18 protein-coding genes are annotated in these 26954 nt (G+C 61.7%); 12 read left to right on the forward strand and 6 right to left on the reverse strand.

The features are described from left to right. Window positions 1-11 precede the first annotated feature (11 nt). On the reverse strand, window positions 12-1463 hold the full coding sequence (locus HX792_RS26505; RefSeq protein WP_176998846.1) for an efflux transporter outer membrane subunit: 1452 nt from the start codon (window positions 1461-1463) through the stop codon (window positions 12-14). Beyond that, window positions 1460-1933 carry a MarR family winged helix-turn-helix transcriptional regulator gene (locus HX792_RS26510; protein WP_176998847.1) on the reverse strand — a complete coding sequence of 158 codons (474 nt, stop codon included), beginning with the start codon at window positions 1931-1933 and terminating at the stop codon, window positions 1460-1462. The genes HX792_RS26505 and HX792_RS26510 overlap by 4 nt, the downstream gene beginning before the upstream one ends. A 169-nt stretch (window positions 1934-2102) precedes the next feature. Here HX792_RS26510 and HX792_RS26515 point away from each other — a divergent pair, with 169 nt between their 5' ends. From HX792_RS26515 to HX792_RS26545, 7 genes are all read left to right on the forward strand, one after another. Next, the gene (locus tag HX792_RS26515) at window positions 2103-4889 is read left to right on the forward strand and encodes an ATP-binding protein (RefSeq protein ID WP_176998848.1); all 2787 of its coding nucleotides are present in this window, start codon (window positions 2103-2105) and stop codon (window positions 4887-4889) included. Then, window positions 4876-6063, forward strand: coding sequence for an EAL domain-containing response regulator (locus tag HX792_RS26520; protein ID WP_176998849.1), 1188 nt, complete (start codon window positions 4876-4878; stop codon window positions 6061-6063). The genes HX792_RS26515 and HX792_RS26520 overlap by 14 nt, the downstream gene beginning before the upstream one ends. Window positions 6064-6114: 51 nt before the next feature. Further along, window positions 6115-9273 (forward strand): hybrid sensor histidine kinase/response regulator, encoded by a 3159-nt coding sequence (locus tag HX792_RS26525; protein WP_176998850.1) that lies wholly within the window; start codon window positions 6115-6117, stop codon window positions 9271-9273. Window positions 9274-9295: 22 nt separating this feature from the next. Next, the gene (locus tag HX792_RS26530; protein ID WP_176998851.1) at window positions 9296-9940 is read left to right on the forward strand and encodes a response regulator; all 645 of its coding nucleotides are present in this window, start codon (window positions 9296-9298) and stop codon (window positions 9938-9940) included. Window positions 9941-10022: 82 nt separating this feature from the next. Continuing rightward, complete coding sequence (locus HX792_RS26535) at window positions 10023-10610, forward strand: fimbrial protein (protein WP_176998852.1); 588 nt, start codon at window positions 10023-10025, stop codon at window positions 10608-10610. 59 nt (window positions 10611-10669) lie between these two features. Further along, the gene (locus tag HX792_RS26540) at window positions 10670-11413 is read left to right on the forward strand and encodes a molecular chaperone (protein ID WP_176998853.1); all 744 of its coding nucleotides are present in this window, start codon (window positions 10670-10672) and stop codon (window positions 11411-11413) included. A gap of 85 nt (window positions 11414-11498) precedes the next feature. Next, window positions 11499-13985: a fimbria/pilus outer membrane usher protein gene (locus HX792_RS26545; protein WP_176998854.1), complete on the forward strand. Its 2487-nt coding sequence runs from the start codon at window positions 11499-11501 to the stop codon at window positions 13983-13985. 106 nt (window positions 13986-14091) lie between these two features. Here the strand turns inward: HX792_RS26545 and HX792_RS26550 are convergent, their stop codons facing one another. From HX792_RS26550 to HX792_RS26560, 3 genes are all read right to left on the reverse strand, one after another. Continuing rightward, window positions 14092-17763 (reverse strand): translocation/assembly module TamB domain-containing protein, encoded by a 3672-nt coding sequence (locus tag HX792_RS26550; RefSeq protein WP_176998855.1) that lies wholly within the window; start codon window positions 17761-17763, stop codon window positions 14092-14094. After that, the gene (locus HX792_RS26555; protein ID WP_176998856.1) at window positions 17763-19490 is read right to left on the reverse strand and encodes an autotransporter assembly complex family protein; all 1728 of its coding nucleotides are present in this window, start codon (window positions 19488-19490) and stop codon (window positions 17763-17765) included. The genes HX792_RS26550 and HX792_RS26555 overlap by 1 nt, the downstream gene beginning before the upstream one ends. 64 nt (window positions 19491-19554) lie before the next feature. Continuing rightward, window positions 19555-20205 carry an N-acetyltransferase gene (locus HX792_RS26560; RefSeq protein WP_176998857.1) on the reverse strand — a complete coding sequence of 217 codons (651 nt, stop codon included), beginning with the start codon at window positions 20203-20205 and terminating at the stop codon, window positions 19555-19557. 169 nt (window positions 20206-20374) lie between these two features. Between HX792_RS26560 and xthA the strand changes: the two genes are divergently transcribed. Then, the gene (xthA, locus tag HX792_RS26565) at window positions 20375-21187 is read left to right on the forward strand and encodes an exodeoxyribonuclease III (RefSeq protein WP_176998858.1); all 813 of its coding nucleotides are present in this window, start codon (window positions 20375-20377) and stop codon (window positions 21185-21187) included. Between the two features lie 148 nt (window positions 21188-21335). Beyond that, complete coding sequence (locus tag HX792_RS26570) at window positions 21336-22667, forward strand: substrate-binding domain-containing protein (protein ID WP_176998859.1); 1332 nt, start codon at window positions 21336-21338, stop codon at window positions 22665-22667. Between the two features lie 104 nt (window positions 22668-22771). Here HX792_RS26570 and HX792_RS26575 read toward each other — a convergent pair whose 3' ends face one another. Continuing rightward, window positions 22772-24001 (reverse strand): acyl-CoA dehydrogenase, encoded by a 1230-nt coding sequence (locus tag HX792_RS26575; protein ID WP_028616890.1) that lies wholly within the window; start codon window positions 23999-24001, stop codon window positions 22772-22774. A 151-nt stretch (window positions 24002-24152) separates the two neighbouring features. Between HX792_RS26575 and HX792_RS26580 the strand changes: the two genes are divergently transcribed. From HX792_RS26580 to HX792_RS26590, 3 genes are all read left to right on the forward strand, one after another. Then, window positions 24153-25088 (forward strand): LysR family transcriptional regulator, encoded by a 936-nt coding sequence (locus HX792_RS26580; RefSeq protein WP_176998860.1) that lies wholly within the window; start codon window positions 24153-24155, stop codon window positions 25086-25088. A gap of 183 nt (window positions 25089-25271) precedes the next feature. Beyond that, window positions 25272-25664 (forward strand): MerR family DNA-binding transcriptional regulator, encoded by a 393-nt coding sequence (locus tag HX792_RS26585; RefSeq protein WP_176998861.1) that lies wholly within the window; start codon window positions 25272-25274, stop codon window positions 25662-25664. A 16-nt stretch (window positions 25665-25680) separates the two neighbouring features. Next, window positions 25681-26580 carry a hydroxymethylglutaryl-CoA lyase gene (locus HX792_RS26590; protein WP_176998862.1) on the forward strand — a complete coding sequence of 300 codons (900 nt, stop codon included), beginning with the start codon at window positions 25681-25683 and terminating at the stop codon, window positions 26578-26580. Window positions 26581-26954: the final 374 nt, after the last annotated feature.

The following is a 26954-nucleotide window of genomic DNA, read 5'->3' on the forward strand; positions in this document are numbered from 1 at the left end:
AATACCTCAGATTATTCCGTACGCGTTGCTGGGGTGGCCGCTGCCACGTTTGCGGCGTTGAATCCGCCACCCAGGGCCTGCATCAATTGAATCGACAGATCGATCTGCGCAGCGTTCAAGGTCGCCAGCTGACGCTGGGCCTGCAGCAATTGCTGCTCGATGCTGAGCACATCCAGGTAGTTACCGATGCCCGAGCTGTAGCGCTGCACGCCGGTGTCGTAGGACTGCTGGGCAATATCCGCGGCGTGTTGCTGGGCCTGGATCTGCCGGCCGGTTTCGCGCAATTGCACCAGGCTGTTGCCGATATCGCCCAGGGCCTGCACCAGGGTTTTGTTGTACTGCGCCACCGCCAGGTCGTAATCGGCGTCGCGGGCATCGAGGTCGGCGCGCAGGCGACCGCCGTCGAAGATCGGCAGGGAGATGGTCGGCGCAATGCTGAAGAAGCGGCTGGCCGAACCGAACATCGCATCCCCCAGCAACGACTCGGCCCCGGCGCTCGCGCTCAGGTTGAGGTTGGGGTAGAAGCGGGTCTTGCTCGCGGCCACGCTCTTGCTCGCAGCCTCTACGCGCCAACGGGCCGCGATCAGGTCGGGGCGACGGCCCAGCAGCTCGGCCGGCAACACCGAAGGCACGGCGACGGCGCTGGGCTTGAGCACGTTGGGGCGGGCCAGTTCGCCGCCCCGGTCCGGGCCTTTGCCCAGCAGCACTGCCAGGGCGATCTTGGCGCTCTGCAGTTGTTTTTCTGCGTCGATCAGTTGCGACTCGGAGCTGGCTTCCAGGCTCTCGGTCTGCTGGTACTGGTACTGGCTGTCGATGCCCGAATTCAGGCGACGCTTGCCCAGGTCGAGCATCTGGCGGGTGCGTTTGAGGTCGTCGTTGGCCAGGTCACGCACGATGTGCGCCTGGCCCAGGTCGCTGTAGGCCTTGGCCACGTTGGCAGCCAGGGTCAGGCGTGCGGCCTGTTGGTCGACTTCGGCGGCACGCGCCTGCCCCAACGCAGCTTCCCAGGCGGCACGTTGGCCACCCCACAGGTCGAAGTTGTAGTTGAAGCTGGCGCCGATGTTACGCACGGTAGCGTAGGCATCGCCTTCACCGCGCGGGTCCTGGTCCTTGGCCAGGCGCGAACGGCTGACGCCAGCGCTGGCGTCCAGGGTCGGCATGCGCGCGGCGTCGGCAGCAAAGGCGGCGGCTTCGGCCTGGTGGGCACGGGCGCTGGCCACTTGCATGTCGGGGCTGTTTTGCAGGGCTTCCTGGATCAGGCCGTCGAGTTGAGGGTCGCCAAGGCTCTTCCACCAGTCGGCAGTCGGCCAGGCGGCGGGCGACAGGGTCACGCCGCTCAAGGATTTACCGGTTTGCAGGGTGTTGGCGTCGAGGCGTTGGCCCTGGGTGTCGAGGCCGCTGAAGTTGGCACAACCGGCCATGCTCATCGCCACCAGCACCAGGCTCAGTGCACGCGTTTTCATTCTTTACCTACCCGCAGCAGGGTGATGGAGTCACCTGCGGCTATCAGAATTTTCTTGAGAATCCGCTCCAGCGCTTCCAGCTCGCCGGGTTCCAGGGAGCCCGCCAGTTGGTTCAGGGCGTCGGTGCCGACATGGGGCAAGGTGTCCGCCAATTTCTGGCCTTCGGCCGTCAACACCAGCTGAACCTGGCGACGATCCTGGGCGCTGCGCTGGCGTTCGAGCAGGCCCTTTTGCTCCAGGCGATCGAGCATGCGGGTCATCGAGCCACTGTCCAGCGACAGGTGGCGGCACAGCTCGGCCGGGGTGTCGATGCCATAGAGCGCCATGATCACCAACACCTTGAACTGCGCGGCAGTGATGCCGTACGGCTCCATGTGGGTGTCGATGATGCGGTCTTTGAGCAGTGCGGCGCGGCCGAGCAACAAGCCGAGGTGGCAGTTGTGGAAGTTGTCGGGGGTGAAGTGTTTCATTGGGAAGTCACCTTATTACTGCCTAGGCAGTGAATGTATGACCAGATGTTACTGCTTAGGCAGCGAATGTCAAATGGAATAATTAGCTTGCTTGGTATTTGCCGGATGAATGGTGGGTTCTAAGGATCGTCTGATTTTGCCTGCACCCGGCCGCCCCTAAAGTGCCGGGATGAGATTAAAGAACTACCTCCACCAGATCAGTCCCGTCTTGTCCACGCCCCATGCCGCGCGACGACTGTTGCGCATTTTTGCGCTGGTGTTGCTGGTAGGCATACTGGGCGGCGTGTACAGCTTCCTGTTGTTCACCTTCAACAATGAGATCTCCCAGCGGCGCAGCTACATGAGCAGCGCCATTGCCGAAGCCCATACGTTTTTCACCACCCGTGAAGCCCTGCTGGAAAGCCTCAGCCTGTCGGCCACACGCAAGTCCGAGCTGGACCTGCCAGTGTCCGATGAAGAAATCCGCCTGCTGCTGGGGCAAACCCCGGGCAAGCAATGGAGCATCTGGCTGACCCAGCGCATGCGCGGCTACCTCAAAGCCAAGCAGCTCAACCTGCTGTATGTCGGCACTCAAGCCCAGGTGTTGCGGCTGTATAACGCCACCCCGGTGTGCAGTGAGTTCCCCCAGGCCATGCTGGACCAACTGGAAACCCTCAAGCTCAGCGGCAGCGTGCAGGAGCTGTGGCTGACCCACAGATCCGACGACCATTCGCAGTTGTACATCTTCATCCGCCTCGACGAGCGCGACGTGAACTCCGGCTGGCTCGGCCTGGAGATGGATGACCGCGAAGTCTCCAACGCCCTGAGCGACCACAGCGCCGGTGAGTTCACCATGTTCAATGCCCAGGGCATGCCGCTGTTCAGCAACAGCCGCAAACCGCCGCCCGGGCAGAACTTGCCGCACCTGCGCCAACAGGACTTTTTCGGCTTTGTCGGCGACGGCTGGCTGCCCGAGCAATTGGTGTTGCGCAAACAACTGAAGTCTTCGGACTGGCAGCTCACCTACTCCATCGACCTGCGCGCAGTGTTGTGGGCGCTGTGGCCGCAAATGATTGGCGCGCTGCTGTTCTGCCTGCTGAGCATCAGCCTGGTGTGCCTGCTGACCCGTCGCCTCGAACACCGTTTCATCACCCCGGCGATCCACCGCATTCAGGCTCTGGTGGAAAGCGAGTTGTTCAGCCGTGACGTGATCCAGACTGCCCCCGTGGCGCTGTGTGTGCTGCGCCGCACCGACGGCGCCGTGGTATTGAAAAACACCCTTGCCCAACAATGGCTCGGTGAACGTGGCGCACAGCTGGGCCCCGGCTGGATTCGTCACGCCTTTGACCCCGAGGCCCCCTGCCTCACCGATTACTTTGAAGCCGCTGACGGCCGCCACCTTTACCTGAGCTGCGCACCCACCCGCTACAAGGGTGAAGACGTGTTGCTGTGTGCCTTCAGCGACATCAGCGCACGCACGCAGATCGAAACGGCACTGGAACAGGCGCGCCAGTCGGCAGACGCCGCCAACGAAGCCAAGACCTTGTTCCTCGCGACCATGAGTCATGAAATTCGTACGCCGCTGTACGGCGTGCTCGGCACCCTGGAATTGCTCGCTCGCACCCGCCTGGATGCGCAGCAGAAAAGCTACCTGCACGCCATCGAAGGGTCTTCGGCAACGTTGTTGCAACTGATCTGCGACGTGCTCGACGTGTCGAAAATCGAAGCCGGCCAACTCGCCCTGGAACTGAGCGAATTCTGTGTGCCGACCCTGGTGCAAGAAGTGGTGCAAGGCTACGCGGCGGCGGCGCAAAGCAAGGGCTTGCAACTGTATGCCTGTCTCGACCCACAACTGCCGCTTCGCTTGATCGGCGACGCCAGCCGTGTACGCCAGATCCTCAACAACCTGTTGAGCAATGCGGTCAAGTTCACCGACTCCGGGCGCGTGGTGCTGCGGGTCAAACAGCTCAGCCGCGAAGGTGAACGGGTGTGCCTGCAATGGCAAATCTCTGACACCGGCAGAGGCATTGCCCATGCCGACCAGGCGTTTATCTTCGAGCCGTTCTATCAGAGCGAAGGCAACTCCCATGTGATCGCCGGCACCGGACTCGGCCTGCCGATTTGCCTGCGCCTGACCCACTTGATGAACGGCACCCTGCGCATGGTCAGCGAGCCGGGGCTGGGCAGCAGTTTTTCCCTGACCGTGCCACTGGAGCAACCGTCCTGCATCGGGCTGACGGTCATGCAGCCTCTGGCAGCGGAAATTGTGTATGTGCTCTCGCCGATCCGCGAACTGGCCGACAGCCTCTGCGGCTGGCTGCGCCGCTGGGGTGCCCGCGCTCAAGTCGGCCTGCCGTCCAGCACCGAGTTGGCGGGGCCTTGTGTATTGCTTGAACTGGTCGAACGCCGCCACGACGTGCCATGGAATGGGCCGCGGGTGCTCGCCAGCAACGACGGCGCCCACGAACCACAGTTCTGCGCCGATGGCTGGCAGGTCAACCTCAACGATCTGGGCGCCATCCACCAAGCGGTTCGCCACGCCCAGAACGGCCAGGTGATTTCGCCCCAGGTGCGCGGTGTTGTACGCGACCTGCGCCCCTTGCACCTGCACATCCTGGTGGCCGAAGACAACGTCATCAACCAATTGATTCTGCGTGACCAGCTCGAAGAACTCGGCTGCACCGTAGAGCTGGCAGGTGACGGCGAAGACGCCTTGTCACGCTGGTCCGACGGCGCCTTCGACATTGTTCTCACTGACGTCAACATGCCCAGGCTCAATGGCTACGAGCTGGCCGAAGCCCTGCGGCGCCAGGGCTGCAGCATCCCGATCATCGGCGCTACTGCCAACGCCCTGCGCGGCGAAGATGCCTTGTGCCTCGCGGCCGGCATGAATCACTGCCTGGTCAAACCTTTCACGCTGCGAGCCTTGTTCACTGTCCTGGCTCCCTACGAACGAGTCACCCATGAAGCCCTGTAGCATTTTGATTGTCGAAGACCACCCCATTCAGCACCTGTACCTGCAAAACCTGTTCAACGAGCTCGGGGAGTTTGACCTGGTATGCGCCAGGGACGGTGAAGAAGCACTGGCCTGCCTGAAACAGCGGGATTTCGACTTGGTGCTCACCGATCTGCTGATGCCGGGCATGGACGGTGTGCAATTTATCCAGAGCCTGGCCGCGCACCCTTCGCGCCCTGCCCTGGCGATCATGAGTGCGGCGTCACGGCGCATGTTGATGGGCGCAAGCCTGGTGGCCAGCAACCTGCAAGTGAAGGTGATCGGGCTGATCTCCAAGCCGGTGAATGCCGCCGCCCTGCGCTGTTTGATCGATCAATTGCAGGCACTGCGTCAGGTGGTGCCGGCCGAGACCCAGCCGGGCATTGATTGCCAAAGCCTGATGAACGCCTTGGACGACGGCGAACTGCAAGCCTGGTTCCAACCCAAGAAAGCCTTGAGCAATGGTCGCATCGTCGCAGCCGAAGCCTTGGTGCGCTGGATCCATCCCGAGCACGGCCTGTTGTTGCCCGGCACATTCCTGCCGGCATTGATCACCTGTGGCCTGGAAGAGCGCCTGTTGTGGTGCGTGCTCAAACAAGCGATGGCCGCTCAGTTGGCGTGGCGCCAGCTGGGCTATGACATTCCGGTATCGGTCAACCTGCCCACGCACTTGCTCAACAGCCATGACCTGCCCGACCGCATCCTCGCCTTCGTGCTGGAGCATCAGGGCTTGCCCGCGCGCATCTGTTTTGAGCTGATGGAGTGCTCCGTGCCGGATGACATCAGCAACTTCTACGCCGGTGCCTGCCGTTTGCGCATCAAGGGCTTCGGCCTGTCCCAGGACGATTTCGGCAAGGGCTACAGTTCCTATATGAACCTGGTGTCGGCGCCTTTCACCGAGGTGAAGATCGACCGCGCACTGGTGCAAGGCTGCAATACCAACGAAGAACTGGCCCAAGCGCTCACCAGCATTGTCAGCCTGGGGCGCCAGCTGGGGTTGACCGTGGTCGCCGAGGGTGTGGAAACCGCGCAGGAACTTGCGCTGTTGCGTAAGATCGACTGCACTCAGGTCCAGGGATTTCTGATCTCTCACGCCGTGTCTTCGGACCAGTTCCAGCAATTGCTGGCCCATGACGGGCCGGCGAGTGCCTATTGACCCGCTGTCCGGGTGTGAACCAACACCGCTTGCTTGCGAGGTCACCGCGTCATGCATCACCCCAACGCCTTCCTGGAGAAACTCACCAGCAGTTCACTGCGCCTGAATAAGGGCTTGCTGGTACTGGGAGCCTTGGTGCTCGTGCTGCTGGGCATCAGCTATCTTGGCGCGCAACGCATGATCGAGGAGCAACGCGACACCTTGCAATTCCACTTCGCCCGGCTGATGGAGAACATCCGCGAGCAGGAAGTGTTCCTGGGCGATATTTCACGGGGCAGCACCTCCGGTAAATACAAGGCCATGGGTGCGCCGCCGCCTTTTGTGCAAAAGCCGTTGCCCGAAGAAGGACCGAATACCTATGAAGGCCGCGGTTTGCCGTTCTCCCTGCCCTACAGCCTGAAAATCAACCCCGACAAGATCGCCGCCGACCAATACCCCAACGTCTTCGCCCTGGGCACCTACCTGTCGGCTTACTACAGCGCCTTTTGGGCGGGCTCGCACTACCAGGCCCCGCAAGTGGTCGTGGTCAACGGCCCGGACAACTTCGACATTGCCGTGCCCTCCTCCGGCCGGCTGCGCGATGGCGGCCACGTGCATATCGGTATGTTGGTGGACGTGATGACCCAACTCAACGAGCGCCTGCACCTACAGAACACCTCCCTCAACAATCACACCGTGCATTGGGAACCCTACGACACCGCCCACGATGACAAGGAAGCGCCGATAGTGTTGGGTTATGTCGATATCAACCTGGCCGCCACCGCAATGACCGTCACCGGCGCCAACTCCTGGGTGGTGGTGGCCTCGCTGCTGGACCTGTCCAAGGTCAATAACATCGAGCGGCTGATGCAGTGGTCGATCTACGACGACTTCACCTTGATCACCCCGGACGGCGTGGTGCTGACCGGCGCCGTGAAACCCGGCCAGGTGCTGCATGAAGGTGTGAACCTCAACCGCGACGGCCTGGTGTTCAAGCTGACCAGCAAAGGCGAGCAAGCCTGGACAGCAATCTACGTGATCAGCCTGCAACGCTTCCTCGACTATGCGCTATGGCCTTTGCTGTGCCTGGTGGCCGTCGTGCTGGTGATGCTGGGGTGCAGTCGCGTGTTCAATCGCTGGTACACCGCACGGGTGGTACTGCCTGCCCACCAAGCCCATGCCAGCATCACCGAAAGCTCGGCATTCGCCCGAGCAGTCATCGACACCGCACCGACCGGTTTGTGTGTGATCCGTCGCAGCGACCATCACGTGCTCTTGCAGAACCAGCGCGCCCTGGAGTGGCAAGACGGGCGCCCGTTGTTCGACTTGCTCAAGCAACAGACACAGACCGCTCCGGGCCAGGCCGACCTGGAAAGCGAAGGCCGCCACCTGCACGTGGCCTTCGTGCCCACCCGTTACCAGGGCCAGGACGCATGGCTGTGCGCGGTGCACGACGTGACCCGGCATATCGAAGACGCCGTCGCCCTCGAAGAAGCGCGCCAGGCCGCAGACTCGGCGAGTGAGGCCAAGAGCCGCTTCCTCGCGACCATGAGCCACGAAATTCGTACGCCGCTGTATGGCGTGCTCGGCACTCTGGAACTGCTCGGCCTCACGTCGCTCGCGCCGCGCCAGCAGGATTATCTGCAGACTATTCAACGCTCCTCCACCACCTTGTTCCAGCTGATCAGCGACGTGCTCGACGTGTCGAAGATCGAGGCCGGGCAGATGACCCTCGAACTCCAGGATTTCTGCCCACTGGAACTGACGGAGGATTGCGTACGCACCTACAGCGCCTTCGCCCGCTCCAAGGGCCTGCAGCTGTATGCGTGCATCGACGCGAACCTGCCGGATCGGTTGCGCGGTGACCCGCTGCGCATTCGTCAGATCCTCAACAACCTGCTCAGCAACGCGATCAAGTTCACCGACAACGGCCATGTTGTGTTGCGTCTGCGAGCCCTGGAACACACCGAGGGCCGAGTAAACCTGCAATGGCAGGTCAGCGATTCCGGCGTGGGCATTTCCCAGGCGCAGCAGCACCAGCTGTTCGACCCCTTCTACCAGGCCGAAGATGCCACCAGCCAGGCCGGTGCCGGCCTGGGCCTGGCGATCTGCAAATGGCTGAGCGAGTTGATGCACGGCCAATTGAAGGTGGTCAGCGAGCCCGGTCTTGGCAGCAGCTTTACGCTGCAAATTGCCCTTGAACCCGCGCCGGGTGAATTGGACAACTGCCCGACCTTCAGTCCCAATATGCCGGCCGTGTATGTGCGCGCTCACGCACCGGAACGGGCACAGCACATGATCAGCTGGCTCAAGCGCCTGGGGCTCGATTGTCGTGCCGCTTCAATCGACATGCCGCCGTCCGCGTTGCTGGTTGACCTGGCCCACGGCCAAGCCTGGTCCGGCACTCGCCTCATTGCCACGGCGGGCGGGCCGAACCCGGCGCAATTGAACGGCACCGACTGGGCCGTCGATGCCGACGATGTGCGCGCAGTGGCGTGGGCGGTCCATCTGGCACAGCAAGGGGCCACCCACGACGACCGCCCTGCACTGCCGCTCCAGGCACGGCCGCTTAACCTGCAGGTGCTGGTGGCCGAAGACAATGTGATCAATGCTGCGATCATCAAGGAACAACTGGAAGCCCTGGGCTGCTCGGTGGTGTTGGCGGCCAATGGCGAACAGGCGCTGACCCACTGGTTACCCGGTCGCTTCGATCTGGTGCTGACCGACGTGAACATGCCGGTGATGAATGGCTACCAGCTCGCCAAAGCGTTGCGCCAGCAAGATGCTGCGCTGCCGATTATCGGGGTAACGGCCAACGCCATGCGTGAAGAAGGCGAACACTGCACCGCCGTCGGCATGAACGCGTGGATGGTCAAGCCGCTGAACCTCGCCACCTTGCGCACCAAGCTGGAAAAGTACTGCAAGATCGAGGTGCCTGCCGTTGTCGACATGCCGCCGTTGTCGCCCAAAATGCGCGAACTGTTTGTCACCACCCTGCGTCAGGATGTGCAGGCCACACTGGCCGCGCTGGATCATCAGGACGCCAACCGTACTGCGCAGCAGCTGCACAGCATGGCCGGCGCCCTCGGCGCGGTGCAGGTCGGCGACATGGCCACCGCCTTCGTCGAGCTGGAACAGCGCCTGACCGGCATGGCAGTCACCACCGCCCTGGCCCTGGAAGTGCGGCAAAACCTGGCTCGCCTCACGGCATTGCTCGACTCCCTTGAATAACTTCACTCTGGATAATCAACCCATGGAAACCCTCAACGTAGTCATCGCAGACGACCACCCCATCGTGCTGGTCGGGGTGCGGGAACTGGTCGAGCGCGACAAGCGCTTTCGAGTGGTGGGCGAAGCCGTGTGCTCCAACGCGTTGATCGAACTGCTCAAAAGCACCGCTGTGGACCTGGTGATCACCGACTTCAACATGCCGGCAGACTCACCCTACGGCGATGGCCTGAAGTTGGTGGAATACCTGGCGCGACACTTTCCCAAGGTGCAGGTGCTGGTACTGACGATGATCTCCAACCCGCTGATCCTGACGCGCCTGCAGGAGCTAGGGGTACTGGGCGTGATCCAGAAAAACCAGCTGCATATCGAAATAGAGGCGGCACTCAAGGCCATCGCCCGGGGCACGCCGATCCGCAGCAAGGTGCCGCCAGCCTCTTCGGTACTTGAATCGTTCGACCTGGACGAACGCTTTACCCGGTTGTCCCCCAAAGAGCATGAGATTCTGCGCCTGTTTGTTTCAGGCCAAAGCGTCAACGAAATTGCCCGCGGGTTAAATCGAAGTGCCAAAACGATCAGTACGCAAAAAGTCTCGGCCATGCGCAAGTTGGAAGTCAGCAGCGATCAGGACTTGTTGGCTTACTGCATAGAACGCAACTTGTTCAACTAAGGCCACTTCTAGGGATCGTCTGATGTTCCACTAAGCCCCGCCACCTTATCGTGTTGTTTTAACCCCACCATGGAATAACAACATGAAACATCTGTCTCGCACACTTCTGGCCCTGTCGATCTTCGCCGCCGGTCACGTTTTCGCCGCCGATCCACCGGTACCGACCAAAGCCGGCAGCGGCACCATTAACTTCACCGGCAGTATCAATAACGATGCCTGCTCCGTAGAAGGTATCGGCGTGAACAAGACCATCTCGATCAACATGGGCGAAGTGTCGATCAAGGACATGGGCACCGCTACCGCTCCTAAAGGCAATGGCACCCTGAGCGCCGAGAACTTCGACATGAAAATCAGCTGCAACGCCGGCACCAAGGTGGCGATGATCTTCGAACCGACCAAAGGCGCCGGTTCAGGCATCGTCGCGGGCACCAAAGTGCTGAAGCTGATCGACGGCCTGGGCGCAGCCAAGAACGTGGGTATCGCCCTGTTGGACGCCAACGGTGCATTGATCGACCTGAGTTCGCCAAGCACCGCGAAGATCGAGAACACCTTGCAGGACAGCAACACCACGCTGAAATTTTCGGCTGCCTATGTCACCACCGTCGACGCCGCCTCCGCCGTGGCCGGGCGTGGCGACGCGACCCTGCCGTTCACCCTGCAATACGAATAACCCAGCCTGATGCGAGGCCTGCGGGCCTCGCATACCTCTCGAATTCAGCGGTAACCACTATGTATTTTCGCCATTCACTGTCCCTCTGTGCGGGCCTTCTGTGCCTGTTCGCGATCAGCCAGGCCACGGCCGGCATTTCGTTGAGCAGTACGCGCCTGGTGTTCGACGGCAAGCACAAAGAAGCCGGGATTACTGTGCGTAACAGCGGTGAAGACGTGTTGATCCAGTCCTGGGTCGACACCACCGATGCCAGCCCGGCCCCCTTTGCCGTGACCCCACCGTTGGCGCGGGTGCGGGACAACGAGCAGCAACTGTTACGGGTGATCTACGAAGGCACGGGCATGCCCGCTGACCGCGAGTCGGTGGTGTGGCTCAACGTGCAGGAAATCCCCCAGGCCTCGAAAACCGAGAACACCTTGCAGCTTGCCGTACGCCAGCGCATCAAGGTGTTTTTCCGCCCGGCGGGGTTGAATAAAAACGCCTACCTGGCGCCGACCGAACTGGTCTGGCAAGCGGCTGAAGTCGGTGGCAAGGCCGCGCTCAAGGTCAGCAACCCCGGGGTTTATCACGTGTCGATTGCCGACATCACCCTGCAGGCCGGCGCCATCATAGAACACCCGTTCGATTCGATGATGATTGCGCCCGGCGAACAAAAAGAGTTCGTTCTAAAGCAACTTAAGCCTGCCCAGCCGTTGCAATTGAAGTTCAGCAGCATCAATGACTACGGCGCACAAGACGCTTATACCGCGCAACTTTCCAACAACACGCCTACGCGGGCGAGTGTGAACAAAGAATCGCCATAACGTGCCTGCGTTTAACGCTGCCGCACTTTTACTGTATTTCTCTTCGCTCCGCTAGTTCGTATCGGAGGTGATATAGGGTTCCTGCATGTTTGTATTTAAGCGCGAAGGGTTGGCGCCATTATTGATTGCCCTGGGCTTCAGTTCGGTGTGCCAGGCCGAAGGCGATGAACAGTTCAACACCTCTTTTTTGCAGGGTGCGGCCTCTTCCGTCGACCTGCAAACGTTGCTCGCCAGCAGCAGCGTGTTGCCGGGCAACTACCGCGTCGACCTCTACGGCAACGACACCCTGGTGGGCCGTCGCGATATCGACTTTCGCCGCAACCCGCACAGTGGCAGGACTGAAGCCTGCCTGACCCTGGAAATGCTGCAGCAACTGGGTGTCGATACCGACGCATTGCAGGCCAGCGGCAAGCTCGTCGACACCGACCCGAACGCCTGCCTGGACCTGCCCACGCTGATCGAGCATGCAAGCGTACGCTACGATATGCCGCGCCTGCGCCTGTTGGTGAGCGTGCCGCAACGCGCCATGGCGCGCGGTCGGCGTGGTTATGTCGACCCTGCCTTGTGGGACGAAGGCGTGCCCGCTGCCTTCATCAACTATCAGTTGAGCAGCAACCGCAGCAGCACCGATACCGACACCACACTCTCCAATAACCTGGGCCTGCGCAACGGTATCAACCTGGGCGCGTGGCGGCTGCGCAACGAGTCGAATTTCAACAGCAGCACCGGCAGCCCGAGCACGTTCAAGAGCAATCGCAGCTACCTGCAACACGACGTGACGGCCTTGAAGGGCCAGTTCAGCGCCGGGGATATTTTCTCGGACGCCGACCTGTTCGACAGCGTGCGTTATCGTGGCCTGAAACTGGCGTCCGATGACGGCATGCGCGCAGACAGTGAGCGCGGCTATGCGCCGATTGTGCGGGGCATTGCGCAGTCCAGCGCGACCGTGGAAATCCGCCAGAACAACTACATCCTCTACACCGCCAACGTCCCGCCAGGTCCGTTCGAGATCAGTGACATCTACCCCAGTGGCTCCAACGGTGACCTCGAAATCACCGTTATCGAAGCCGATGGCCGCCGTCGAGTCACCGTACAGGCATTCTCCAGCCTGCCGATCATGGTGCGTGAAGGCCAGGTGAAGTACAGCGTCTCGGCCGGCCAATACAACAGCAACAGCGATGCGCAAAAGAAGCCGCAGTTTGTCAGCAGTACCCTGGCCTATGGGGTGAGCAGCAACCTGTCGGGGATCGTCGGGGTGCAAGCCACCCAGGACTTCCAGGCGCTGTCCGTGGGGGCCGGGCGCAATACGGTGATTGGCGCGGTGTCACTGGACATGACCCACTCCGTCAGCCGCACGTTCGGCCAACAGGTCACGGGTAACAGCTTGCGTGCGCTGTATGCCAAAACCTTTACCGGCACCGACACCAACTTCACCCTGGCGGCTTATCGGTATTCGACCGAGGGTTATCGCACCCTCAGCGACCACGTCGAGGAATTGAGCAACGATGGCCAGAAACGCACGGGCAACTCGAAGACCCGCACCGACTTGACCGTCAACCAGAGCCTGGGCCGCAACCAGCAGTTTGGCAGTGTGTACGTGAACGCCAGCGACCAGCGCTACTGGGGACGTGGCGGTTCACAAAGCCTGTCGGCGGGCTACAGCAACTATTGGGGCGACGTGAGCTACAACCTCAGCGCCACCTACACCAAGGATGTGGGCAACTATGGGCCGACGAACAACGACACGCTGGTTAACCTGTCAGTCTCCTTCCCCCTGGGCTCGGCACCGCGCGCACCGCGGGCGTTTGTGACAGCCAGCACGCAAAAAGACAACGACACCACACAAGTGGGCGTCAACGGCTACCTGTCGGAGAACAGCGACACCTATTACTCACTGCAAGGCGGCAACAGCAGCACCGGTGGCAGCACCGGTTCGGCCAACCTCAGCACCCGCACGTCGGTAATGGACATCAGCGGCGGCTACAGCCAGGGCCGTGGGTACAACACGCAGAACCTCAACCTGTCCGGTTCGGTGGTGGCCCACGCGGGCGGGATCAACCTGGGGCAGACCGTGGGCGAGACATTTGCGCTGGCGCAGGTCGAAGGCGTGTCAGGCGTGAAGATCGGCAGTTTCAGCGGGACCAAGACGGCAGACAACGGCTATGCCGTGGTACCCAACGCGCAACCTTACCGGGTCAACTGGATCAGCCTGGACACCCGCGACCTGGGCGGTGATATCGAGATTGATAACGCCACCCAACAAGTGGTGCCGAGACGCGGCGCGGTGGTGGTAGCGCGTTATGCCAGCAAACACGGGCGACGGGTGCAGTTCGCGCTGTTCGACACCCGCCACCAGCCGATCGCGTTTGGCGCGTCGCTGGAAAGTGTTGCCGGCAAACAACTGGCGATCGCCGACCCGAGCGGCAAGGCATTGGCGCTGATTGAAGAGGACAGCGGCAAGCTGGTGATCAAGTGGGGTGAACAGCAGTGCCAGGCGCCGTATGCACTCGGAGAACGCAACAAGGCATTGAACTACGAGCGGGTGGAGTTGGTGTGCTCGCCACACCTCTGAAAACACCCCCAAAGCAACTGTAGGAGCCGGCTTGCCGGCGATGAGGCCCTTGAATTCACTGCCACATTCAAGGGCGCCATCGCCGGCAAGCCGGCTCCTACAAGGGTTAGAAATCGCGCTTGTAGAAAATATCCAGTGAACTGGCCACGCCACTGGCCACCTCCAGGTACACCTTCTTGCTCAACAGGTAGCGCAGCGCGATGGTGTTGGCCGGTTCGAACACCCCCACCCCGTAACGCAGGCTGAGTTTCTCGGTGATCTTGCCACTGGCGACCACCGCCGTGGTGGTGCCGCTGCCCTGGGTATCGAGTTCGAAGTCCTGGATGCCGAGGTTCTTGGCGATATCCGAAGTGACCCCGGCGCTGCCCATCAGGCCCAGGCCCAACGCGGCTTGGGCGAGCATGTTGTTGTCCTCACCGGTGGTACTCAACGGACGCCCCAGCACCAGGTAGGACAGTGCCTGTTCCTGGCTCATGGCCGGTTCCGAGAAGATCTGCGTGGTGGGCTGTTCGGCGCTGCCACTGAGGCGGATACCGGCAATCACGTCGTCGGTCTTGCGAATCGCCTCGATGTCCAAATAAGGCTGATCCAGCGGCCCGGCAAACAGCAGGCGCGCACGTCGCACGTCGAGCTTCTGGCCGTAGGCGCGATAGCGACCGTCGTTGAGCCACAGCTCGCCACGGGTGTCCATGTTGTCGCCGATATGCACGTGGCCCTGCACCTTGGCCGTCAGGCCGAAGCCCGAAAAGTTGAGCTTGTCTTCGCCCACTGCGACGTCGATATCCATCGCCATGGCCATCGGCGGTTTGCCTTCTTCGGTCTGGCTGCCGACGATCACCGTGTCATCCGAGACCTTGACCGTCGACGGTGGCAACTCACGCACGGTGATGTCGCCGCGCGGGATCTGCACCTTGCCGGCGATGGCCAGCTTGTCGTCCTTGAGGCTGATCTTCAGGTCCGGCGCCACTTCCAGTACGGCGTAAGGCTCGACCGTCACCGGCAGTTGCGAGCCTTGCAGCGCCAGGTCGACGACTAATGCCTGGCCCCAACCGATAGTGCCCTTGAGGCTGCCCTGCCCGGCTTTGCCACTGCGCCAGCCACCATTGAGTTGCACGCTTTCGCCGGCGATCAGCGCCTGCACGTTCAAGCCTTCGAGGCTGACCGGCAGTTCCGGCCCGGAGATCTCGCCGCCGATCAGGTTCACGTTGCCGTTGACCTGCGGCGCCAGCAGGCCACCGGAGATACGCCCGCTGCCGTTGAGCTTGCCGTTGAGCTTTTCCACCATCGGCACAAACGGTCGCGCCACGGCCAGGTCCAGGCCGGTCAGGTTGAAGGTGCCGGTGATCGGCTTGTTCTTCGGCAACGGGTTGATCTGCGCCTGCAACAGCAACTCGCCGAGCTTGCCGCCGCGGAAATTCAACTGGGTGTCGATGCGCTTGGGGTTCAGGGTGGTTTCCAGCTTCAGCGTGTCATACGGGAAATCCAGCCACTGGTCCTTGTCCTTGACTCGCAAGGTGCCACCGCTGGCGTCCACCGACACCACACCTTTGGGGCCGCTGTTGGGCAAGTCGAGCTGCACGTCGGCATTCAGCTTGCCCTGCCAGGCGAAGTCCTTGGGCAAGAACGCCGCGAGGCTGTCGATGGGGAACTGCTTGAGGTGATAACGCAGCTTGGGCTCCGGCATCAGGCGCTGGTCTTCACCGCACAGGCTGGCAGGGCCGGACACCCAGCAATGCGCGGCGAAGGTCAGCTTGCCGTCGGCCAGGCGTTCGATCTTCGCCGGCGCTTGCAGCTTCCAGTCCTGGCCACCGGCCTGTACATCGCCACTGGCCAGGCGCCCGCGCCAGTTGCCTTTGTCGAGGTTGCCATCCAGCGCCAGGGCCAGCTTGGCCAGCGGGCCGGCCAGGTCGAGTTGGACCTTCTGGCTCTTGATGTCGCCTTGGGCGCTGGCCGTCAGGGTGCCGACCTGGGTGTCGCCCGACTGAATACCGCTGCCCTTGAGGTCGAGCTTGGCGCGCTGGGCGTTGTCGAGGGTGGCGTCGAGCGTGAGGGTTTGCAGACGGTTGTCGGCAAACGCCAGCTGCTGGCCCTTGAGGTCGAGCTTGCCTTGCGGGGCTTTCAGGCTGCCGGCCACGTCGAGTCGGCCGTTGATTTGCCCACGCAACTGCGGCCACAACTGGGCCAGGCGCGCCAGCTTGATGTCGATCTGGCCGGCCAGGCGCTGTTGCAGGCTGCCGCTGCCATTGATGCGGTTGTCACCCAGGCGGATATCCAGGTTGGCCAGGGTCCATTGCTCACCCGCACCTTCGGCCTTGGCCGCCAGCACCGCGGTCTGCCCGCGCAGGCGACCCTTGAGGTCAAGGTCGGCGTTCAGCTTGAGTTGCTCGTTCTTGAACTCGCCTTTGCTGCGCAACGGTCCGGCCAGGGTGCCGGGCAGCTCCGCGACCCAATACGCCGGGTTGAGGGCCGACAGGTCCAGCGCGGTGTCCCAGGCGATACCATCGGCGAACTGCACATTCAGGTGACCTTCGGCCTTGCCTTGGCCCGCCGTGAGTTTCAGCTCGGGCAGGAAGATTTGCTTGAGGTCGCCGCTGAACGGTGTGACCACATTGAACTTGCCCGCTGGGCCGTCGAGATCGGCCTTGAGGTTGCCCAGGTAGTTGCCGTCCTTGTAGGAAATCTCACCATTGAAGGTGCGCAATGCAACCTGCGGTTCGTCGATCAACGGATAGAGGCGATGCCAGGGGAAATCGAGCCAGTCGATTTTGGCGTCGGCGCTGAAACCTTGCTGCCAATCCAACTGAGCGCTGAGCTTGAGGCTTTGCTTGTCACCAGCCGTCAAATCCAGGCCGGCGATCTGCGCGCCCTTGGCATCGACCTTGCCTTGCAGCAGCAGATCCACCGGGCCTTTTTCGGCGGGCAGCACGGCTTTGCCGAGCAGTTGGTAGCCGCTGTTCAGGTCGCCTTTGGCGGTGAGGTCCAGCCCATTGAGTTGCAAGGTGTCGGGCAAGTCTGCGCTGGCTTTGAAGCCGTCAGCGGTGATGTGCACCTGGGCGGGCAGGTTTTCCACCAGGGGTTGCAGTTCACCGGTGAGCTTGGCCGGCAAGTAGCCGCTGCTGTCGGCGTCGAGCTTGAGGGTCTTGAGCAGGTCGCCCTCGACCTTGAGGGCCACCGTCCACGGTGCGCCGCCCGGCGCATAGGGTAGGCTCAGGTTACCGCTGGCGTTCAGCGGCCAGTTGCCGGTGGGTTGCAGCAGGCCCGCGAGGTCCAGCACCAGGCCGTCACGTTGCAGGTGCACCGAGTCGATCTGCATGCCGGCCGCCGTCCAGTGCGCCGCCAGTTGCAAGCCCTTGAGTTCTTCGCTGCCATTAAACAGCAGGCTACCGACGCGAACGTCGCCCAACTGGATCGCAACCGGCAGCTTCAACTCAGGCAGCTGGATTGGCCCACTGCTTTCTTCGGTACTGGGCGGGAATTGCAGGCTGACCTGCTCAACATCGAGCGTGTTGATGCACAGGGTCATGCGCAACAAGCACCCGGGCGACCAATCGAACGTCGGCGTTGTGAGTTCCACGCGACTGCCGTCCTGCTGCCACACCAGATGGTCAGCGCTCCATTGGCCGCCCAAGCGGCCCTGGAAATTCTCTACGCTCAAACCCGACACCTGGCCCAGAGCCCAGCGACTGCCCGCCTGGGTGCCGAGCAGGCTCCATAGCGCCAACAATACCAACGCCAGGACCGCCAACACGGCCAGCCCCGCTATTTTCAAACCACGCATCACAGCTCAGGCCCCATGGAAAAGTGCAAACGAATGCCGCCCGGATCTTCGAGGGCATGGGCCAGGTCAAGGCGAATCGGGCCGACGGGCGAAACCCAGCGTATGCCCACGCCCACACCGGTTTTCAGGCTGGGCATTTCCAGGGTGTTGAAGGAGTTGCCCTGGTCGATGAACGTGGCGATCCGCCATTTATCGGCGATGGAATATTGGTATTCGGCACTCAGGGCCATCATGTAGCGGCCGCCGATGCGATCACCGCGATCGTTCTCCGGTGACAGCGTCTGGTACTCATAACCGCGCACGCTCTGGTCACCACCGGCAAAGAAACGCAGCGACGGCGGCACCGACTTGTAGCCATTGGTGGCGCTGCCGCCGAACTGGGCACGGGCGAGGAAGCGATGGTTGTCCCACAGGGTGGTCAAGCCCTTGATGGTAGCCGTGCCGTAAAGCAGGTTGGTGTCGGAGCCGAGCCCTTCCTTGGCGACCTTGGTATCGAACATCAGGCGATAGCCATTGTGCGGGTCGATGCGGTTGTCGCTGCGCAAGTAGGAATAGGTGACACCGGGCATGACCAGGTTACTGAGGCCCGAATCATTGCCCAGGCGATATTCTTCGCGCTGGTACTTGAGGGAGATCACCCGAGTCCAGCCACTGGGCAACTTGCTGTGCCATTCGGGGCCGACAGTGAGCAGTTTGCTCAAGGTGTCGGTGCCCGCCAGTTCTTCATTCTGGTAGCCACCGGCGAAACGCAACTTGTCGGTGAGCGGCGGGTCCAGGGGAATGTCGTACCACAGGCCGACGTTCTGGCGCGGCGCCGACAATTCGGCCTCCCAGCCGTAACTATGGCCCTGGGGGTTGACCCAGTGACGCGTCCAATTGGCTTTGCCGCGTGGGCCGACGTCGGTAGAGAAACCCAGGCCAAGGCCCATGGTGCGCGGCTTGCGGGTTTCCAGTTGCACGGCCACCGGGATCACGTCGTTGGTTGCGGCGGCTGGCGCGGCATCCACGCGCACGCCTTCGAAAAAGCCGCTGCCTTGCAGGTTCTGGTTGAGTTCAGCGATCAGTTCAGAGTCATAGGGGGTGCCGCTTTTGAACGGCACCATGCGTTGCAGCAGGTCTTCATCAAACGGCGTGTCGCCGGTAAAGCTGACAGCGCCCATGGTGTAGCGCGGGCCGCTGTCGTAAATGAGTTCGATGTCAGCCACGCCCGCCTGGGGGTCGACGGATAACTTCTGGCTGGTGAAGCGCCCGCTGAAAAAGCCGTAGCGCGAGGCCTGGTTCTGGATCAGACGCTTGGCGTCTTCATAGTGGCCGTGGTTGAGCACGGCGCCGGATTTGAGGTCGTCGCTGGCGGGTACGCGAAACCCCTTGAGGTTCGCGGCCTGGCCATCGACCCGAATAGTCACGTTACGCAAATGCACCGGTTCGCCGGGGTCGATGGTGAGGATCAGGCGCGGGTTCTTGCCGCCCTTTACGTCACTCTCGATCTGCGGTTGATAGAAGCCTAGGGCCTGGGCCGCCTTGCGCGCCTGCTCCTCGGCGCCACGGCTGAACCGCAGCAAGGCTTCTTCATCACGATCGCCAACCCCGCCGATGTAGCCTTCGATGTTGGCTTTCAACGCGTCGTTTGAAGGCTTGATGCGCACGTCCAACTCGCTTTGCGCAAAAACGCTGCAGCTTGTGAACAGCAGAATCAAGCCGCTGGTATATCTTCCTGGAAACTTCATAGGCACGGATGCTACACGAGCTAGGGAGTTTCTTTGAATTGGGAATTGTCTGAATAATTCTGTCCTAAGCCGTTTTAACCTGTAACGACTGGGGGTTGGGATGAAAAAACACGTGCTCAAGCACCGGCCCTACGGCCACTTCACCAATTTCCTCATAACCCTGGCGTTTGTAGAACTCCAGGTAGCGCGAGTTGCCGGTATCGAGCACCACGCCTGAGGAATGCGGGTCTTCGGCACACCAGTTGTGCACCGCTTCCAACAACTGCTCGCCGTAATGCTTGCCCTGGAATTGCGGGTGGATGCCCAACAGCGGCAGTACATGCACCGACTCGCTCGGCAGGCAGGCCAGCACCGCGTGATGGTAGTCGAGGTAACGCCGCGTGCCGCGCACACCGGTGCTCAGCCACATGCGAATCTGCCAGGCCCAGCTTTCGGTGATGCCCAGGCGTCGTTGCGGTGGCGCGATCAGGGCGATGCCGATGAGGCGGTCGTTGACGAACAGGCCGAGGGCGGGCAGCTTCTGGAAAAAATGCTGCTTGACCAACTCGCGCACCGTGGCACGCACCCGCTGTTCATAGCCGGGACGCTCGGCTTCGAAGATGTAGGCAAAGGTCGGCTCATGCCGGTAAGCCTGATACAGCAAGGAGCGCGCTTCACGGGAATAGCCGCTGTTGAGCAGGCGGATTTCGGCAACGGCAGTCGAAGTTTCAGGCATACGGTCAATCTCCCTGGGCGCCACTGAAAAAGATGGCGTTCTTATGGGTACGAACCTGCACGGAACGAGTCGTTCCCAGACATTAGCAGCGCATCTGCCCTACCGCCACGCTGGCTCCCGTCCGACTTGTCGGCTAGCATCGCCCTTTTGCCAGAATGGACTGCCGACCATGAAAATCGTCTCTTTCAATATCAACGGGCTGCGCGCCCGCCCTCATCAGCTGGCGGCGCTGATCGAAAAACACCAACCGGACGTCATCGGCCTGCAGGAAACCAAGGTCCACGACGACCAGTTCCCCCTGGCCGAAGTACAGGCCTTGGGCTATCACGTGTATTACCACGGCCAGAAAGGCCACTACGGCGTGGCCCTGCTCTCGCGCAAAGAAGCCTTGAGCGTGCACAAAGGCTTTGCCAGCGATGAAGAAGACGCCCAGCGTCGGTTTATCTGGGGCACGTTCGCCGATGAAAACGGCCACCCGATCACCATCATGAACGGCTACTTCCCCCAGGGCGAAAGCCGCGACCACCCCACCAAGTTCCCGGCCAAGCAGCGCTTCTACGAAGACCTGCAGCAATTGCTGGAAAGCCAGTTCAGCAATGAGCAGGCGCTGGTGGTGATGGGCGACATCAACATCTCCCCCGAAGACATCGACATCGGCATCGGCGCCGACAATGCCAAGCGCTGGCTCAAGACCGGCAAGTGCAGCTTCCTGCCCGAAGAGCGCGAGTGGATGGCCCGCCTGAAAAACTGGGGTCTGGTGGACAGCTTCCGTCACCTCAACCCGGCGGTGGCCGACCGTTTCAGCTGGTTTGACTACCGCAGCCGTGGTTTCGAGGACGAGCCCAAGCGTGGGCTGCGTATTGATGTGATCCTGGCGTCCAACGGCCTGGTGTCGAGGGTCAAGGATGCGGGGGTGGATTACGAACTGCGCGGGCTGGAAAAACCATCGGACCATGCGCCGATCTGGCTTGAACTGAGCTAACCCTTGTAGGAGCCAGCTTGCCGAGCGACTTGTATAAGCCTCAAGGGCCTCATCGCCGGCAAGCCGGCTCCTACAGTTGGTCGTCATATTGTTGCAACCTGCCTGACTTATTCTCGCGGCACTCCCTTTGGCTTGAGAAGGTGCCGGCATGAGGCTGCGCGTTCTGTTCCTGCTGGTGCTGTACCCCCTGTTCGCTGTGTCTGCTCCCCTCTCCGCTCCCGATCAAGGCCCCGCGCTACGCGTGCAGGGTTCCAATACCATCGGCGCGGCGCTGGGGCCGGCGCTGGTCAAAGGGTTGATGGAGCATCAGGGCCTGCAAGGCGTGCACAGCGAACCGGCCGACGGCGCCAATGAACAACGCGTGGTCGGCAAAACCCGCGCAGGCAAGACGGTGACAATCGAGGTAGCCGCCCACGGTTCCAGCACCGGTTTCAGCGCGCTGAAAAAAGCCACGGCGGACCTCGCGGCCTCATCCCGTCCGATCAAGGACGCGGAGCTGGTCGACCTTGAAGCCCTGGGCGACCTGAAAAGCCCCGAGGCCGAGCAAGTGATCGCCATCGACGGCCTGGCGATCATTCTCAACCCGCAAAACCCCTTGAACACCCTGAACACCGAGCAACTGGCGCAGATCTTCAACGGTGAAATCAGCACCTGGGAAGCCTTGGGCGGCGTCGGTGGGGCCATTCATCTGTATGCGCGGGATGACCAGTCCGGCACCTACGACACCTTCAAGGACCTGGTCCTGCGCCTGCGTGGCAAACCCCTTGCGCCGTCGGCCAAGCGTTTTGAATCCAGCGAGCAGTTGTCCGATGCGGTCAGCCAGGATCCTCAGGGCATCGGTTTTATCGGCCTGCCCTACGTACGCCAGGCCAAGGCGGTGGCGATTGTCGACGGCGATTCACAACCGATGTTGCCGCTCAACAGCCTGATCGCGACCGAGGATTACCCGCTGTCGCGCCGCTTGTTCTTTTACCTGCCACCGTCGAGCCATAACCCGTGGGCCAAGGCGCTGGTGAACTTCGCCCAGAGCAGCAAGGGCCAGGCGATCGTGGCGGCCAATGGGTTTATCGCACAGCAGGTGCAGGCCATGGGTGTGGAACCGCGCGCGTCGATGCCGGCGGAATATCAGGCAATCGCCCGTGAGGCCCAGCGCCTGAGTGTGAATTTCCGATTCGAAGAAGGCAGCGCGAGCCTGGACAACAAGGCGCGCCAGGACCTGCAGCGGGTGGTGGCTTACCTGAAAACCCACGGCAAGCTCGACAAGCAGGTCACGCTGGTGGGTTTTGGCGATGCCAAGAACGACCCGCAGCGCGCGGCGTTGCTGTCGAAATTGCGTGGCATGGCGGTGCGCCGTGAGCTGGTGAAAAACGGTGTGGTGCTGCGCGATATCCAGGGGTTTGGCGCGCAGATGCCGGTGGCGGCGAATACGGCGGATGAGGGGCGGATCAAGAATCGGCGGGTGGAGGTGTGGGTCTACTGACCTTGAGGGTTGTATTGTTCAAACCGGCCTCATCGCGGGCAAGCCCGGCTCCCACAGTTGATCGTGTGGGAGCCGGGCTTGCCCGCGATGCAGGCGACGCGGTGTTACTGGCCGCTGCGCATCAGCTCTTTAGGCACATATTTGCCAATCTCGAACTTGCCGATCGCCGCACGGTGCACTTCGTCCGGGCCGTCGGCCAGGCGCAGGGTGCGTTGCATGGCGTACATGTAGGCCAGCGGGAAGTCGTTGGACACCCCGGCGCCGCCATGGATCTGGATCGCGCGGTCGATCACCTTTAACGCCACGTTCGGCGCCACCACCTTGATCTGGGCGATTTCGCTTTTCGCCACCTTGTTACCCACGGTATCCATCATGTACGCCGCTTTCAGGGTGAGCAGGCGGGCCATGTCGATTTCCATGCGTGAGTCGGCGATCTTGTCGATATTGCCGCCCAGGCGTGCCAAGGGCTTGCCGAACGCGGTGCGGCTGACGGAGCGCTTGCACATCAGTTCCAGCGCGCGCTCGGCCATGCCGATGGAACGCATGCAGTGGTGGATACGGCCTGGGCCAAGGCGGCCCTGGGCGATTTCAAAACCGCGGCCTTCACCCAGCAGCACGTTTTCGTAAGGCACTCGCACATTGTCGAACAGCACTTCGGCGTGGCCGTGGGGCGCGTCGTCGTAACCGAACACCGGCAGCGGGCGCACGATCTTCACGCCGGGGGTGTCCACCGGCACCAGGATCATCGAGTGCTGCTGGTGGCGTGGCGCGTCCGGGTTGCTCAGGCCCATGAAGATCAGGATCTTGCAGCGCGGGTCGCAGGCGCCGGAGGTCCACCACTTTTTGCCGTTGATCACCCACTCGTCGCCCTGGCGCTCGGCGCGGGCGGCCATGTTGGTGGCGTCGGAAGAAGCCACGTCCGGCTCGGTCATGGCGAACGCCGAGCGGATCTCGCCGCGCAGCAGCGGCTCCAGCCAGCGTTGTTTCTGTTCTTCATTGGCGTAGCGCACCAGCACTTCCATGTTGCCGGTGTCGGGGGCGGAGCAATTGAACGGCTCCGGGCCCAGCAGCGAACGGCCCATGATCTCGGCCAGCGGTGCGTACTCAAGGTTGGTCAGGCCCGCGCCCAGTTCGGATTCGGGCAGGAACAGGTTCCACAGGCCTTCGGCTTTGGCCTTGGCTTTCAGCTCTTCCATGATTGCGGTGGGCTGCCAGCGGTCACCTTCGCTGACCTGGCGTTCAAACACCGGCTCGGCCGGGTAAACGTAAGCATCCATGAACGCGGTGACGCGTTCACGCAGTTCCTGAACCTTGGGCGAATAGGCGAAATCCATGAGCAGCTCCCTTCTCTGAGAGGTTGTTTAGGTCATGCAATCGATGCTAGAACAGCGTTGATAATTTACCTAGCCTATTCTCGGCGTGTATTAACATTCATCACCGATATATGATCGGCGCATGGACACCTAACAATAAGAGCGCAACGAAATGAATCTGAGCAAGGTCGACCTGAACCTGTTTATCGTCTTTGACGCGATCTACACCGAAGCCAACCTGACCCGCGCCGGGCAGATTGTCGGCATCACCCAGCCGGCGGTGTCCAACGCTCTGGCCCGCCTGCGCGAGACCTTCAACGACCCGCTGTTCGTGCGCACCGCCCAAGGCATGGTGCCCACACCCATGGCGCAGAACATCATCGGCCCGGTGCGCAACGCGTTGTCGTTGCTGCGGGTGTCGGTGCAGGAAAGTCGCATCTTCAACCCGCAGCAGGCGGCCAAGACCTACCGCATCAGCATGACCGACCTGACCGAGGCGGTGATCCTGCCGCTGCTGTTCCAGCGCCTGCGCCGCCTGGCGCCGACGGTGGTGATCGAGAGCTTTTTGTCCAAACGCCGCGAAACCACCAAGGAACTGGCGGCCGGGCGCCTGGACTTTGCCGTGGATGCGCCGCTCAACACCGACCCGCAGGTGCGCCACGTCAAGCTGATGGAAGACCGCTACGTGTGCGCCATGCGCAAGGGCCATCCGCTGGCGAGCAAGGACAAACTGACCCTCGATGATTATTTGGGCCTGACCCACATCCATATTTCCAGCCGCCGCAACGGCCTCGGCCATGTCGACCTGGCACTGGGCAAGATGGGCCTGCAACGCAAGATCGCCCTGCGCTCCCAGCATTACTTGATGGCCTCGCAGGTGTTGCAACAGACCGACATGGTGATGACCGTGCCCGAGCGCTTCGCCCGTCGTCATGAACTGCACTGGTTCAATTTGCCGGTCAATGACGTGCCACCGGTGGAAACCCACCTGTACTGGCACGAAAGCACCGACCAGGACCCGGCGAACCGCTGGATGCGCGAGCAGATGATCGAGCTTTGCCAGCAAGTGACGGCCCATGAAAAGAAACTCGATGGCAAACAGGCTTGAAACCCCTCACGCCCCCTGTAGGAGCCGGCTTGCCGGCGAAAATCTCGCTGCCACCGCGCGTAGTCAGGTAGCCAGCGTCATCGTTGACGAGCATCGCCGGCAAGCCGGCTCCTACAGAGCGGTGCTTGACGTTAACGTCAACCAGACACTAGCCTAGCGTTCAAGACCTTCTTGAGCGCCGCCATGAGCACCACCTACAGCATCTCCGACCTCGCCCGCGAGCTCGACATCACCACTCGCGCCATCCGCTTCTACGAAGAACAAGGCCTGCTGAGCCCCGAGCGTCGGGGCCAGGAGCGCATCTATTCGGCGCGGGACAAGGTCAGCCTCAAGCTGATCCTGCGCGGCAAGCGCATCGGTTTCTCGCTGGCCGAGTGCCGCGAGCTGATCGAACTCTACGACCCCACCAGCGGCAACCACATCCAGCTCAACAGCATGCTGGCCAAGATCGCCGAGCGCCGCGAGCAGTTGGAGCAACAGCTGCTGGACATCGAACAGATGAAGCTGGAACTGGACACCGCCGAAGAGCGCTGCACACAGGCCCTGGCCCACACCATGAGCCAGGTTGGCCATTGATCAGAAGGTAACTGCCATGTCCCTCCCCTCCCATGTGCGCCTGGTTGAAGTCGGCCCGCGCGACGGTTTGCAGAACGAAGCCCAGCCCATCAGCGTGGCCGACAAGGTTCGACTGGTGGACGCCCTCAGCGCGGCGGGCCTGGGTTACATCGAAGTCGGCAGCTTCGTGTCACCCAAGTGGGTGCCACAGATGGCCGGCTCCGCCGAGGTGTTTGCGCAGATCCAGCGCAAGCCCGGGGTGACCTACGGCGCCCTCGCGCCGAACCTGCGCGGCTTTGAAGATGCGCTGGCGGCCGGGGTCAAGGAAGTGGCCGTGTTTGCGGCGGCCTCCGAGGCGTTTTCCCAGCGCAATATCAATTGCTCCATCAGTGAAAGCCTGGAGCGATTCGCGCCGATCATGGCGGCCGCCAAACAACACGGCGTCAGCGTGCGTGGGTATGTGTCCTGTGTGTTGGGTTGCCCTTACGACGGCCAAGTCGCACCGCAACAGGTCGCGGCCGTCGCCCGCGAGCTGTACGCCATGGGCTGCTATGAAGTCTCACTGGGCGACACCATCGGCACCGGCACGGCGGGTGCCACACGCAGCTTGTTCGAGATCGTCGGTGCACAGGTGCCCAGGGACAAGCTGGCCGGTCACTTCCATGACACCTACGGCCAGGCCATCGCCAATATCTACGCCAGCCTGCTGGAGGGTATCAACGTGTTCGACAGCTCTATCGCGGGCCTCGGCGGCTGCCCCTACGCCAAGGGTGCCAGCGGTAACGTCGCCACCGAAGACGTGGTGTACCTGCTCAATGGCTTGGGTATCGAGACCGGTATCGACCTGGAGGCCTTGATTGGCGCGGGCCAGGAGATCAGCAACGTGCTGGGCCGGCCTACCGGCTCGCGCGTGGCCAAGGCACGTAACGCCGGTTGAGTAGCTTAGTCGTGACAATGTGTTACCGCCGCCTTACATAACGAGTAACACGGGAACATATTTTGTCGCATTTGCCGTAGGCCAAACCCTACATAAAAATCAACTCATTGATTTTAAAGGACTTTTAAAAGTTGGCACGGCTTCTGCTTTCTCTATGGCATAACAAGAATAAAAAGCGCCAAACCTAATAAAAATAAGACGAAACGACTCTGACATAACAAGAACAACACGGCAGAGACGCAGCTAACAGATTTTTTTGGAGAAGATGTGCTTCGCAGGGTACGGCGTGCCGAAACCCGCAACCGGTTAGAGAAGAACAAAACTACCTCAAGGTAGCTACCCACTGGTTGGATCGCGTGCGAAGAAGCAGATCA

The sequence above is a fragment of the Pseudomonas sp. B6002 genome, from assembly GCF_013385985.1.
In the GTDB taxonomy this organism is placed as follows: Bacteria; Pseudomonadota; Gammaproteobacteria; order Pseudomonadales; family Pseudomonadaceae; genus Aquipseudomonas.

Coding starts and splice junctions, on each gene's coding strand:
- HX792_RS26505 (WP_176998846.1), bottom strand. CDS start 1,463: ATGAAAACGCGTGCACTGAGCCTGGTGCTGGTGGCGATGAGCATGGCC.
- HX792_RS26510 (WP_176998847.1), bottom strand. CDS start 1,933: ATGAAACACTTCACCCCCGACAACTTCCACAACTGCCACCTCGGCTTG.
- HX792_RS26515 (WP_176998848.1), top strand. CDS start 2,103: ATGAGATTAAAGAACTACCTCCACCAGATCAGTCCCGTCTTGTCCACG.
- HX792_RS26520 (WP_176998849.1), top strand. CDS start 4,876: ATGAAGCCCTGTAGCATTTTGATTGTCGAAGACCACCCCATTCAGCAC.
- HX792_RS26525 (WP_176998850.1), top strand. CDS start 6,115: ATGCATCACCCCAACGCCTTCCTGGAGAAACTCACCAGCAGTTCACTG.
- HX792_RS26530 (WP_176998851.1), top strand. CDS start 9,296: ATGGAAACCCTCAACGTAGTCATCGCAGACGACCACCCCATCGTGCTG.
- HX792_RS26535 (WP_176998852.1), top strand. CDS start 10,023: ATGAAACATCTGTCTCGCACACTTCTGGCCCTGTCGATCTTCGCCGCC.
- HX792_RS26540 (WP_176998853.1), top strand. CDS start 10,670: ATGTATTTTCGCCATTCACTGTCCCTCTGTGCGGGCCTTCTGTGCCTG.
- HX792_RS26545 (WP_176998854.1), top strand. CDS start 11,499: ATGTTTGTATTTAAGCGCGAAGGGTTGGCGCCATTATTGATTGCCCTG.
- HX792_RS26550 (WP_176998855.1), bottom strand. CDS start 17,763: ATGCGTGGTTTGAAAATAGCGGGGCTGGCCGTGTTGGCGGTCCTGGCG.
- HX792_RS26555 (WP_176998856.1), bottom strand. CDS start 19,490: ATGAAGTTTCCAGGAAGATATACCAGCGGCTTGATTCTGCTGTTCACA.
- HX792_RS26560 (WP_176998857.1), bottom strand. CDS start 20,205: ATGCCTGAAACTTCGACTGCCGTTGCCGAAATCCGCCTGCTCAACAGC.
- xthA (WP_176998858.1), top strand. CDS start 20,375: ATGAAAATCGTCTCTTTCAATATCAACGGGCTGCGCGCCCGCCCTCAT.
- HX792_RS26570 (WP_176998859.1), top strand. CDS start 21,336: ATGAGGCTGCGCGTTCTGTTCCTGCTGGTGCTGTACCCCCTGTTCGCT.
- HX792_RS26575 (WP_028616890.1), bottom strand. CDS start 24,001: ATGGATTTCGCCTATTCGCCCAAGGTTCAGGAACTGCGTGAACGCGTC.
- HX792_RS26580 (WP_176998860.1), top strand. CDS start 24,153: ATGAATCTGAGCAAGGTCGACCTGAACCTGTTTATCGTCTTTGACGCG.
- HX792_RS26585 (WP_176998861.1), top strand. CDS start 25,272: ATGAGCACCACCTACAGCATCTCCGACCTCGCCCGCGAGCTCGACATC.
- HX792_RS26590 (WP_176998862.1), top strand. CDS start 25,681: ATGTCCCTCCCCTCCCATGTGCGCCTGGTTGAAGTCGGCCCGCGCGAC.